The organism is Gluconacetobacter takamatsuzukensis (assembly GCF_014174275.1).
GTDB lineage: Bacteria > Pseudomonadota > Alphaproteobacteria > Acetobacterales > Acetobacteraceae > Gluconacetobacter > Gluconacetobacter takamatsuzukensis.
On record NZ_JABEQK010000020.1, the window covers coordinates 29056 to 41037 of the forward strand.

The window sequence follows — 11982 nt, forward strand, 5'->3', positions numbered from 1 at the left end:
CTGGGACGGACAAAACTGACGTGATGGATCTGGATGCGATTGACCGTCGGATCGTAGCGGAACTCCAGGCGGATGGCCGCATGACCAACGTGGAACTCGCGCGTCGGGTTGGCATTTCCGCCCCACCGTGCCTGCGGCGCGTGCGCCGGCTGGAAGAGGAAGGGCTGATTCGCGGCTATCATGCCGATACCGACGCGGCACTTCTGGGCTGGACGATCACCCTCTTCGCCCTGATCGGGCTGGACAGCCAGAAGGAGACGGTCCTGTCGGCCTTCGAGGCCCAGGTCGCCGGCTGGCCGGAGGTGCGGGAGTGCCACATGATCCGGGGCGGCGGCGATTTCCTGGTCCGGCTGGTGGCCCGCGACGCGGCGCATGAAAACCAGCTGACCCGCCGCCTGACCGAAAGCCCGCATGTCAGCCGGGTGCAGACCCTGCAGACCATCCGCACCTCCCTCAGCCGCGCCGGAGTGCCGGTCCAGCCTCTGGCCCAGCCCTTCGGCGACCCCGACGGCGCATGACCCCGACCCGTCCCCCGGGGCCCGTCAGCCCCATATGGGCGGATGCGGCTGCAGACGCGGCGCTGGCCGGCCAGACGCGCCCGGCAGATATCAGCATCGTGGTGCCCTGCTATAACGAGCGCGCGAATGTGCGCCCGATGGTCGCGGCCCTGTCCCATGCCCTGGCGGGGCGGGAATGGGAGGTCATCTTCGTCGACGACAGTTCGCCCGACGGCACGATCGACGAGGTCCGGGCCCTGGCGGAACTGGACGGCCGGGTACGCGGGCTGCTGCGGGTAGGCCGACGCGGCCTGTCCTCGGCGGTGATCGAGGGCGTGCTGTCCTCCTCGGCACGAATCGTCGCCGTGATGGACGGCGACATGCAGCACGACGAATCGTGCCTGGGGCGCCTGATCGACGCCGTGGCGCGCGACGGCTACGACATCGCGGTGGGCAGCCGCCATGTGGAAGGCGGCGACAATGCGGGCCTGGCCAATGGCTGGCGGACCCTCCTCTCCGACTCCGGCATCCGACTGGTGCAGATGGTCCTGCCGGTGCGGCTGGGCGACCCGATGAGCGGCTTCTTCGCCATGCGCCGCGACCTGTTCGAACGCACGGTGCCGCGCCTGTCGGGCACGGGCTTCAAGATCCTGCTGGACGTGTTCCTGTCCGCCCCCCAGCGGCCGAGGGTGCTGGAGGTCCCGTTCGTCTTCCGCCCCCGCGCGGCGGGCGAGAGCAAGCTGGACATCCTGGTACTGCTGCAATTCGTGGCGATGCTGGCGGACAAGCTGTGCCGGGGCTTCCTGCCGACGCGCTTCATCGCCTTCTCGCTGGTGGGGCTGGTCGGCATCCTGGTCAACCTGGCGGTCCTGGAGGTCGCGCGGCGGTTCGGCGCCGGTTTCGCCACCGGCCAGTGGCTGGGCACGCTGGTGGCCATGGTGACGAATTTCTGGATGAACAACGCACTGACCTATCGCGACATGCGGCTGCGCGGGGCGCGGATGTGGCTGGGGCTGGCACTGTTCATGATCATCTGCTCGGCAGGGGCCGCCGCCGATGTCGGCATCGCGCGGGCGATTTTCAGCCGCGACGGGCAATGGGGCATGGCCGGCGCGGCCGGGGCCGCGATCGCGGTGGTGTGGAATTATGCTGTCTCATCGACCCTGATCTGGCGCCAGCGTTGACCGGCAGCGGCGGCCGGGCCGGCCCCGCCCTGTCGCGATGGGGGCTGGTACTTGGCGCGGTGACGATACTGCGCGCGGTCGTGGCCGCCCGGACGCCGCTGTCGCCCGACGAGGCCTATTACTGGGTGTGGTCGCGCGCCCTGGCCCCGGGCTATCTGGACCATCCCCCGATGGTGGCGCTGTGGATCCGCGCGGGCACGGCCCTGCTGGGCAACGGCGCCCTGGGCGTGCGTCTGCTGGCCCCGCTTTCGGCGGCGGTCGGCACGCTGTTCCTGGCCATGGCCGCGCGCGACCTGGGCCATGGAGACGGGCCGGCGGCCGGCCGCATGGTGCGGGCGGGCGTGCTGCTGAACGCCACGCTGGCGCTGGGAATCGGCGCGGTGACGATGACGCCGGACACGCCGCTGCTATTCTTCATGACGCTGGCGCTATGGGCCCTGGGCCGGCTGCTGGCCACCGGCCGGGGCGGATGGTGGCTGGTGCTGGGGACGGCACTCGGCCTGGCCTGCGACAGCAAATATACCGCCGTGCTGCCCGGTGGCGGCCTGGCCCTGTGGTGCCTGTGCAGCCGCTCCGGCCGGGCCTGGCTGCGCACGCCCTGGCCCTGGTGCGGGGCCGCGCTGGCCGCGATCCTGTTCCTGCCGGTCATCGGCTGGAACCATGCGCACCATTGGGCCAGCTTCGTGCGCCAGGGCGGCCGGGCAGGGGACTGGCGGCCGGCGCGCGCGGTGCAGTTCCTCTCGGAACTGGTCGGCGGGCAGGTCGGCCTGATGACGCCGCTGATCGCACTGGCATTCGGCATCGGCCTGTGGCGCGCATGGCGCCGCGCCGATCGCGACCCGGGGGCGGCGGTGCTGCTCTGGTGGATCGTGCCGCCGGCCCTGGTGTTCGCGCAGCACGCGCTGGGCGACCGCGTGCAGGCCAACTGGCCGGTGCTGCTCTATCCGGCCCTGGCCGTCCTGGCCGCGTCCCCCGCCTGGCGCTTCTGGCGCGCGGGGGGGGGGCTGGGGTTTGCGCTGACGCTGCTGGTCTATGTCCAGTCCACCCTCGCGCCCTTCTCGCTCTCGCCGCATCTCGACATCACCCTGCGGCAGATGGCGGGCTGGCAGGAACTGGCGCGGGCGGTCGATAGTCTGGCCGCTCCCGGCGAGATCGTGGCGGCCGACGAATACGGCCTGGCCTCGGAACTGGCCCTGGCACTGCCGCGCCGGACCGTGATCGGGATCGAGCCGCGCTGGGCGCTGTTCGACCTGCCGCGCCCGCCGGGCGGCAGCGGTCTCTTCCTGTGCAGCGTCCGGCGATTGCGCGACCTCGACCTGTCGCCGTTCGGCAGCGCCACGCGGATCGGCACCGTGGAGCGGACGCGCCGGGGCCACGTCGCCGAACGCTACGCCGTCTTCCGCGTGACCCTTACGCCTGCTCCAATGACCGATGCCGCTCGCCTGCCGGCGGGGAAATAGCGCGCCGCTATCCCGCCGCACCGTCCAGCGTGGTGTGGACCAGATCCATCAGCGCGCGGATGCGGAACGGCTTTTCCAGCGTGGGGATGGGCGCAAGGGCGGCCAGGCCCGCCGGATCGCCGCTGATGGCGATCAGCGGCACGCCTCCCGCCTTCAATCGGGCGATCAAACGGTCCGGCGGGCCATCGGGCAGGGACAGGTCGACGATGGCCAGGGCGATCGGCCCCAGTTCCACCGTTTCCAGCGCCGGCTGCACGCCCGCGCAGGCGGTCACGCGCAGGTCCGATGCCTCCAGCGCCGTGCAGATCAGGTCGGCGATGGCGGATTCGTCTTCGACCAGCAGGATATGGCGGCCAGATGTCATGATGCATGGTCCTGTACGGGGATAAGGCGCCGTGGGTCGCCCCCGGGAATGGGCCACGGTGCGGCCCCCCGGTCGGAAAGCGCCAATGTGCCCAGTTCCAGCAGGCCGGGGCTCATGCGTTCGGGGGTGGCGCGGATCTGGTCGAGGGTAAACCACCCCGTGGCCACCGCGTCGTCGGCGGCGTGGATATCGGTCTGGCCGGTATCGGCGCAGCACACGACGGTGATGACGTAATGAAAGCGCAGGCGCCCCTCGGGCGTCCGGTCCAGCACGTCGAACGCCGTCAGCACGCCCTGCGCCCGGGTGACGAACCCGGTTTCCTCGCGCAATTCACGCTCGGCCGCCTGGAACAGGGTTTCGCCATGTTCGATCCGGCCGCCGGGAAAGCCCCAAAGCCCCTGGTCCGGCGGGTTGGCGCGCCGGATCAGCAGCAGGCGCGGGCCACGGACAACAACCGCCAGAATGGCGGCCGACACGGGGGAGGGGGCATTCATGCGGTGATCTTAACCGCATGAACACTCCCGACGCCACCATGCCCAAACGGCCCGAAGCCTGCGGGACATGTGTGCTGGCGAGCGAGACCGCCGCCAGCGCGCATGTCCGCTCAGGCGGTCAGGGGACGACGGGCAGCCAGACGGCCGTCGATTCCTCGCCGCCCCGATGGATGGTCTGGGTAGCGGAGACATAGTCGTGAGCCGTGGCCCGCAGCACGTTGGGGACGAAGGTCTGCGGGTTGCGGTCATAGAGCGGGAACAGCGAGGACTGGATCTGCACCATGATCCGGTGTCCGGGCTTGAACACGTGGTTGACCGCCGGCAGCGTGAAGCGATAGCGCGCCGTGGCGTTCGGCACCGCCGGCACCGAATGGTCGAAACCCTCGCGGTAGCGGCCACGGAAGATGTCCATCGACACTGCCAGCTCGTATCCGCCCATTTCCGGCCGGTCGCCATCGGTGGCGGGCATCACGTCGATCAGCTTCACCACCCAGTCGGAATCGGTGCCCGAGGTCGCCGCGAACAGGTCGGCCACCGGCACGCCGCTGACGCGGACCGACTTGGTCAGCACCGGCGTCTCATAGGTCAGCACGTCCGGGCGGCTTTCGGCCAGCCGCTGGTCCTGCACCAGCCAGGTCTTCCAGCGCGGCGCGTCGCTGGCGAAGCTGAACGGCCGCTCCAGGAACGGCACCGGATGCGCCGGGTCGGACACATAGGAATCCTGCCCGGTGGCCGGGTGGTCGAACGACAGGCTGTAGCCGGCCTGAAGGTAGAGCGGCTTCAGCTTCTGGTTGCAGCTCTTGTCGTCGCAGGCCAGCGGCCAGTGCGGGAAACGGTCCCAGTGGTTCTCGCCGGAATTGTAGATGATGGCTTCCGGCAGATGGGCGTCGGGCGAGCCGGGGCGCAGATACTGGTTGAAGAAGGGCAGCAGCACCTCGGCGCGGAATTGATGCGCGGTGTCGCCGTTCCAGTGCAGCGGGCCCAGTTCCGACCCGTCGTAATTCACCTGGCTGTGGCGCCAGGGGCCCATCACCAGCACATTGGGCACGCTCGGGCTGGTCGCCTTCAGCGCCTGCCAGGAATGGATGGCTCCCCACATGTCTTCCTGGTCCCACAGACCCTGTTCCCAGATGGTGGGAACGGTCAGCGGGTGGCGGGTGATCAGCTTGTCCAGCGCCTGGTCCTGCCAGAAGGAATCGTAGTCCGGATGGGCCAGCATGCGCTGCCACCACGGAAACTGGTCCAGCCCGGCGGCAGAGGCGAACTGCCCGGCCGACCCGGCGCGCAGGAAGTTGGTATAATCGTCGCGATCGACGCGCGGGATGGAGGAGCCAGAGCCCCGCACCGTCATCTGGTCGGTGAAATAGTCCAGCCCGCCCTGGCGGAAGGCGCCGTAATGGTACCAGTCGTCACCCATCCAGCCATCGACCATCGGGCTTTCCGGCGCCGCGACCTTCAGCGCCGGATGCGGGTTCAGCAGCGCCATGACGACCGTGAAGCCCTCGTAGGACGAGCCGAGCATGCCCACGCGCCCGTTGGACTGCGGCAGGTTGTGCACCAGCCAGTCGATCGTGTCCCACGCGTCGGTGACTTCGTCGGTATGGGTGGGGTTCAGCGGGCCGCGCACCGGGCGCGTCATCACGTAATCGCCCTCCGACCCATATTTGCCGCGAATATCCTGGAACACGCGAATATAGCCGGATTCGACGAACACATCGTCGCCCTGGGGCAGCAGGGCCCGCATGCTCGGCGCGTCCTCGACCCGGTTCAGCCGCTTCGACGCGTGATAGGGCGTGCGCGTCAGCAGGATCGGCGCATCGTGCGCGTCCCGCGGGATCACGATCACCGTATGCAGCTTCACCCCGTCGCGCATCGGGATCATGACGTCGCGCTTCACGTAGTCGCGCGCGGCGGTCGGGAAGGTGACGTGGGCGGGGATGTCGCTGCCCGTCTGCACCGTCAGGGACGATGCCGGGGCCGGTGCGGCGGCGGGCGGGGCCGCGTGGCCCAGGCTGCTGATCAGGCCAAGGGCGGTCGCCAGGGCGATCGCGCCGCCCGGGCGATGGAAGGGAAGGGTCAAACCAGGCGCTCCTGCTCTATCCGTCGTTACGGAGATGTCATGCTTTTCGCGTGGTTAACCATGTCGCAACCGGATGGATCAGGCAACCGGCCTTCGTCGCGGCGCGAAGCGCTCTTCGGCCCGGATCAATGGCCCAGAAAATGCTCGGTGACATGCGATTGCGGGCGCGTCAGCACCACATGGGCGCGGCAGCGCGGCGTGCCGTAGGTGCCCCGGATGGTGGCACCGTCCGGGGTGCCTTCGAAGACCATGGCAAAGGGCCGGTGGTTCATGCCGTCGAGCACGAGCTGGGCATGGAAACGGCCGGGCGTCGCATCGCGCCGGCCGCGCAGGGTGTAGGCACCATCGGCAGGCGTGAAGGCGATGCGCCGGCTTTCGATCTGCAGGGTGGAGGGCGCGCGCGTCTCGGGGCAGACCCCCCGGTCGGCGACCAGCGTGCCGGTCCAGATCCCGACAGGGTCCTTCGCCGCATCCTCGGACGCTGCGGCCGCCGGCGACGGGCCGCTCGCCGACAGGGCGAGAAGGACGGCGCCGAATATGGCCGCGTGCCCATGGCCGAGGGAACGGAGGGAAAGCAGAGGGCGGTCCAGTCGGAAGAGGGGCACGTTCGGGCTCCGTAACACCTTGGGTTCACGTTCCAATATGGGGGCGGCGGCCCCGGCGGGCCATAGGGTGCCCCGCGCTCCGGGCTTGCACTATACTCGGCATCGACGCATATCCGGCTCCTGCACGGCCCGCCCGGTCCGCGCAGCGCGCCCTGCGACCGTAACGCCGCGACCGAAAGAGCAACGATGAGCGACGATGTGAAGACCGCCGGTTCCACCCAGACCCCGCAGCAGGATGCGACGACGCTGGAAGGCGCGCTGCATCAGGACCGGATTCTGATCCTGGATTTCGGCAGCCAGGTCACGCAGCTGATTGCCCGCCGCGTGCGCGAAAGCGGCGTCTACTGCGAAATCTGGCCGTTTTCCACCGACGAGGCGCGGATCCGCGCCTTCGCCCCGCGCGGCATCATCCTCTCGGGCGGCCCGGCCAGCGTGCTGGACGAGAACGCGCCGCGCATTCCCGACGTGGTGTTCGCCCTGAACGTGCCGGTGCTGGGCATCTGCTACGGGCAGCAGGCGATGTGCCTCCAGCTGGGCGGCGAAGTGGAAAACCACGCGCATCGCGAATTCGGCCGGGCGCATGTCGACATCATCGAGGATTGCGCGCTGTTCCGCGGCACCTGGACGCGCGGCGGGCGCGAGCAGGTATGGATGAGCCATGGCGACCGGGTGACCAGGCTGCCGCCCGGCTTCCGCGCCGTGGCCGTCAGCGAGGGCGCGCCCTATGCCATCATCGCGGACGAGGGCCGGCGCCTGTACGGCGTGCAGTTCCACCCCGAGGTGGTGCATACGCCCCATGGCGCCGCCCTGCTGCGCAATTTCACCCACGGCGTGGTGGGCTGCCAGGGCAACTGGACCATGGCCGGGTTCCGCGACATGGAAATCGCCCGCATCCGCCAGCAGGTCGGGTCGGGCCGGGTCATCTGCGGCCTGTCGGGCGGTGTCGATTCCTCGGTGGCGGCGGTGCTGATCCACGAGGCGATCGGCGACCAGCTGACCTGCATCTTCGTCGATCCCGGCATCCTGCGCGCCGGCGAGGCCGAGGAGGTGGTGAAGACCTTCCGCGGCCGCTTCAACATCAAGCTGATCCATCGCGACGCGTCGGACCTGTTCCTGTCCGCCCTGGAAGGGGTGACGGACCCGGAGGTGAAGCGCAAGACGATCGGCCGCCTGTTCGTCGAGGTGTTCGAGGAAGAGGCCGCGAAGCTGGGCGGCGCGGAATTCCTGGCCCAGGGCACGCTGTATCCGGACGTGATCGAGAGCGTCAGCTTCACCGGCGGCCCGTCGGTCACGATCAAGTCGCACCATAATGTGGGCGGCCTGCCGGAACGGATGAAGATGCAGCTAGTCGAGCCGCTGCGCGAACTGTTCAAGGACGAGGTCCGCGAACTGGGCCGTGAGCTGGGCATTCCCGAGGCCATCGTCGGCCGCCACCCGTTCCCCGGCCCGGGCCTGGCCATCCGCATTCCCGGCGCGATCGACCGCGACAAGCTGGCGCTGCTGCGCCAGGTGGACACGGTCTTCCTCGAGGAAATCCGGGGTGCCGGCCTGTACGACGCGATCTGGCAGGCCTTCGCGGTCCTGCTGCCGGTCCGCACGGTCGGCGTGATGGGCGACGGCCGCACCTACGATTACGCCTGCGCCCTGCGCGCGGTCACCAGCACCGACGGCATGACGGCGGACGTCTATCCGTTCGACATCGGTTTCCTGAACCGCGTCGCCAGCCGCATCGTGAACGAAGTCCGCGGCATCAATCGCGTGACCTACGATATCACCTCGAAACCCCCCGGTACGATCGAGTGGGAATGATCCCACGTCTGGCATAGGGTGGCATCACCCGGCATGAAAGTGCCTTAAAGCCCGCAGAAATGCGGGCTTTTTTATGTTTTTATCCGGCATTGTCTGGCACCAAACGGTATCGCCAAGCAGTTATTTTTTATGGCATAGTGCGTGGCACTGACTGAGTCTGATGCCATGATTTTTGTTGATACCATGTCGAACACTTTGTGGGTGTCATGGTATTAATTTACCATAACTGATTGAATAAAAAGAGGTTTTTCTGATTATTCTGGCGGTTTTTGATCATGGTATCGTTATGTGGGTGCCACGAACCGATGCTGACCGATACCAAACTGCGCAACCTCAAGCCGATGGATAAGCTCTACAAGGTGAATGACCGCGATGGGTTGTACGTTGCGGTTACGCCTGCGGGGAGCATTTCGTTTCGCTACAACTACGCGATCCACGGCAGGCAGGAAACTTTGACTTTCGGGCGTTACGGCGTTGGAGGCATCACTCTGTCCGAAGCTCGTGAGCAATTAGGAGAGGCTAAAAAGCTGATTGCAGCAGGTAAGTCACCTGCGAAGGAAAAAGCTCGCGAAAAGGCGCGTATCAAGGGCGTGGAGACGTTCGGAGCGTGGGCCGAGAAGTGGCTGCGCGGATATCAGATGGCGGACTCAACTCGTGACATGCGCAAATCCGTCTACGAGCGTGAACTGAAGCCTAAATTCGCCAGTCAGAAGCTTGTGGAGATTACCCATGAAGACCTGCGGGCGCTGACTGACGCCATCGTCGAACGTGGCGCTCCGGCGACTGCGGTCCACGCAAGAGAGGTGATGTTCCAAGTCTACCGGTGGGCTATCGAACGAGGGCAGAAGGTCGAAAATCCGGCTGAACTGGTTCGTCCGACCAGCATAACAAAATTTGAGCCGAGGGATCGTGCTCTGACGCCTGAAGAGATCGGCATGATGTATCAGTACATCGAGCGCATTGGCACGACCCCGTCGATCCGGGCCGCAGCCAAGCTGCTTTTACTGACGATGGTCCGAAAGAGCGAGCTGACCAACGCAACGTGGAGCGAGGTCAATTTTAGTCAGGCGCTTTGGACGATCCCTAAAGAGCGAATGAAGCGGCGTAATCCCCATTTAGTATTTCTGTCGCGACAGGCGCTCGATATTTTCATTGCCCTGAAGACGTTTTCCGGTGGCTCAGATTATATATTGCCGTCTCGCTACGACACCGATCAGCCGATGAGTAGTGCAACGCTCAACCAGGTACTCACGCTGACCTACAGGCTCGCTCAGAAAGAAGGAAAGCCGCTCGCAAAATTTGGTCCTCATGATTTGCGCAGGACGGCAAGCACTCTGCTACATGAGGCAGGTTATAATACTGACTGGATCGAGAAGTGCCTTGCCCATGAACAGAAAGGCGTAAGAGCAGTTTATAACAAAGCGGAATACCGCGAGCAGAGAACAGCAATGTTACAGGATTGGGCTGACATGATTGATGAATGGACAATCAGGCAGCGGTGACATTGGCGTTATTCGGCTGATTTCTTGGCGAGTCGTCTGATAGCTGCTGAAACTGCCTGACGAGATACGCCAAGGTGACGCGCTATTTCAGCCTGATTCATAGTCCCTTGAGTTAGAAAATCGCCGATCATGCTGGTGGGCGATTTAAGAGCCTGAAGTTGGCGGCGAGCTTCTCTCCTGACGTGCGCATGGCTTTCAATATCCCATGTTGGGTGAGAACCGGCGTTAATGACTTGGCTCCAGATTTTCTCAATGAAATCATGATACTCTAATATGAAGCGTCTATCTCGCTGGTAAGCGCGACGGGCATCATCGCTGCGTCTTGGATTATGTGTTTCGCAATAGAGCTTGCTGGGCTTTGCATCTCCGTCCGTCTGCCCCGGTAGTCTAGTGGTCCAAACGGGCTCACCATGCCGAGCCCATTCTGCAAATAGCATTTTTCTTTCAATTTGTTCTCGAAAGCCATCTACAGATCGATCTCCCTGCATTTCAGGAATATCGCAGTAGTGCATCAGCATGCGGGCAGCCTCATAGGGGCCAAATTTGCCTTCGCATGCCTGCTCATAACGCAAGATTAATGCATCAGCTCTTTCCTGAGCTGCGGCATATATAGTCTCTCTCCGCGATACAACTTTGGCATTTCTTCTTTGGAGGCGTTTAACGACCTTTGGTGCCTCTAAAATTGCTGAATATTCAGTAGGTTTTTCGCAGAGTTCGCAGAAACACCATGCATAACTGTCACTGAGCTTGGCTTTGATGCGACCTGAGGAAGTTTCAGACTGTGAAACCATACGTTCAAGATACGGATCAAAAGCGTCCTGCATCTTCATGCTCTTTTTCATCGTTCCACTATATCCTGAATGACAACTAGATTCTAACTATTTTTCAGGTTCCTGCGGGCACTGACCGGTATCGTCAAGCATCTGCACGATATCCAAGGAAAGTGACCATGGAGGGGAAAGTAAAAAGCAAAACGCTTATCGGTCGGAAAAAGCTTCATGCAATGATACCGTTGGCCGAGCGCACTATTTTCAACATGGAGCAGAGAGGAGATTTTCCTCGCCGTATTGCTCTCACCAGTCGAAACGTCGCTTGGGATCTGGCTGAAATCGAGAAGTGGATCGAGGCCCGCAAGATGTCTGGCGCAGTAGCCTCTCGTCCTGGGCGGTATGACGATCCAAACTGTAGCGATTGATGCGGGTGAGCGCTGAGTCCCCTGATCTCGTGGATAAAAAACTGACAGCTAATTGCGTCATCCACGAAGATCAGTCTCAACGACGAGGGGCATATCGACCTACTGGACAACCGGGCCAGGGCGGCCGGCCTCGCGAAACGGCATCATTGCTTTCCACTGATGGTAGTCGGTCTTCAGAAGGGGATGATGCGCAATTCGATTTTTTGGTGCCATCCTTGGTCGATGTTGGCACCAGAGATAGCCGTAGCCTGATGGACGTGGCTTTGTTTCGCGTATCTAAAGGCAAGAAGCGGGCAGGTGGGATCATCCATTATAATTTGCCGAATGGCTACGTGGAGGTCAAAGCTGGCCCTGACGGAATGGCGTCGGTCTGGGATTATGATATTGTTTTAATGCTTGTTTCCCACCTGACGGAAGCAATGAATCGCTATCGAGGCGGCAAGGGAAAGAAGCCGGGCCGTGTGTTTCGGCCTCGGATCGGCGACATTCTTAGGTTTTGTCGCAAGAGTAATGGTTCGCGACAGTTTGCTGAGGTTGAGGCGGCGCTCGACCGTCTTCAGGGAACGATCATAAAGAGTGTGCGAGAAACGTCGCGTTTCGATGGGCGTGTGTTACGCACAGTTGAATCTGAGGGGCTAATCAGTTCGTATGCCGTTATATCGCGCACTGACACTGGGAGAGTTGGTCTGCCTTGAGAAAACTGGTCCGATTCTGAAGAGAGCCCTATGGGGCATATGGATTGGAGGATTACATGGGACGTCAGCGTTTTACGCCTGAGCAGATCATCGCGAA

Annotated in this window: 12 protein-coding genes; 7 read left to right on the forward strand and 5 right to left on the reverse strand. The window is 64.0% G+C overall.

The window, feature by feature from the left end:
• Window positions 1–23 precede the first annotated feature (23 nt).
• From HLH27_RS16670 to HLH27_RS16680, 3 genes are read left to right on the forward strand one after another with little or no spacing between them, the layout of a single operon-like run.
• Window positions 24–518 (forward strand): Lrp/AsnC family transcriptional regulator, encoded by a 495-nt coding sequence (locus HLH27_RS16670; protein ID WP_182951244.1) that lies wholly within the window; start codon window positions 24–26, stop codon window positions 516–518.
• Window positions 515–1681 carry a glycosyltransferase gene (locus HLH27_RS16675; protein WP_182951212.1) on the forward strand — a complete coding sequence of 389 codons (1167 nt, stop codon included), beginning with the start codon at window positions 515–517 and terminating at the stop codon, window positions 1679–1681. Before HLH27_RS16670 ends, HLH27_RS16675 begins: the two co-directional genes overlap by 4 nt.
• On the forward strand, window positions 1678–3141 hold the full coding sequence (locus HLH27_RS16680; protein ID WP_246375975.1) for an ArnT family glycosyltransferase: 1464 nt from the start codon (window positions 1678–1680) through the stop codon (window positions 3139–3141). The genes HLH27_RS16675 and HLH27_RS16680 overlap by 4 nt, the downstream gene beginning before the upstream one ends.
• Window positions 3142–3148: 7 nt before the next feature.
• Here HLH27_RS16680 and HLH27_RS16685 read toward each other — a convergent pair whose 3' ends face one another.
• The 4 genes from HLH27_RS16685 to HLH27_RS16700 form a co-directional block, all read right to left on the reverse strand.
• Window positions 3149–3505 (reverse strand): DNA-binding transcriptional response regulator, encoded by a 357-nt coding sequence (locus HLH27_RS16685; RefSeq protein ID WP_182951215.1) that lies wholly within the window; start codon window positions 3503–3505, stop codon window positions 3149–3151.
• Window positions 3502–3999: an NUDIX hydrolase gene (locus HLH27_RS16690; protein ID WP_182951216.1), complete on the reverse strand. Its 498-nt coding sequence runs from the start codon at window positions 3997–3999 to the stop codon at window positions 3502–3504. Before HLH27_RS16690 ends, HLH27_RS16685 begins: the two co-directional genes overlap by 4 nt.
• Window positions 4000–4117: 118 nt before the next feature.
• Window positions 4118–6046, reverse strand: a complete 1929-nt coding sequence (locus HLH27_RS16695) for a CocE/NonD family hydrolase (RefSeq protein WP_408870867.1) — start codon at window positions 6044–6046, stop codon at window positions 4118–4120.
• A 158-nt stretch (window positions 6047–6204) separates the two neighbouring features.
• Entirely contained in the window at window positions 6205–6684 is a 480-nt protein-coding gene (locus HLH27_RS16700; protein ID WP_338029940.1) for a hypothetical protein, read from the reverse strand.
• Window positions 6685–6870: 186 nt separating this feature from the next.
• Here HLH27_RS16700 and guaA point away from each other — a divergent pair, with 186 nt between their 5' ends.
• Window positions 6871–8493, forward strand: coding sequence for a glutamine-hydrolyzing GMP synthase (gene guaA / locus HLH27_RS16705; protein ID WP_246375976.1), 1623 nt, complete (start codon window positions 6871–6873; stop codon window positions 8491–8493).
• 305 nt (window positions 8494–8798) lie between these two features.
• Complete coding sequence (locus tag HLH27_RS16710; protein WP_182951220.1) at window positions 8799–9995, forward strand: tyrosine-type recombinase/integrase; 1197 nt, start codon at window positions 8799–8801, stop codon at window positions 9993–9995.
• 8 nt (window positions 9996–10003) lie between these two features.
• Here HLH27_RS16710 and HLH27_RS16715 read toward each other — a convergent pair whose 3' ends face one another.
• Window positions 10004–10837 (reverse strand): MarR family transcriptional regulator, encoded by an 834-nt coding sequence (locus tag HLH27_RS16715; protein ID WP_182951221.1) that lies wholly within the window; start codon window positions 10835–10837, stop codon window positions 10004–10006.
• 107 nt (window positions 10838–10944) lie between these two features.
• Here HLH27_RS16715 and HLH27_RS16720 point away from each other — a divergent pair, with 107 nt between their 5' ends.
• Together HLH27_RS16720 and HLH27_RS17265 are read left to right on the forward strand one after the other, a co-directional pair.
• Entirely contained in the window at window positions 10945–11190 is a 246-nt protein-coding gene (locus HLH27_RS16720; protein ID WP_182951222.1) for a helix-turn-helix transcriptional regulator, read from the forward strand.
• A 5-nt stretch (window positions 11191–11195) separates the two neighbouring features.
• On the forward strand, window positions 11196–11885 hold the full coding sequence (locus HLH27_RS17265; RefSeq protein WP_338029941.1) for a replication initiator protein A: 690 nt from the start codon (window positions 11196–11198) through the stop codon (window positions 11883–11885).
• The last annotated feature ends 97 nt before the right edge of the window (window positions 11886–11982 follow it).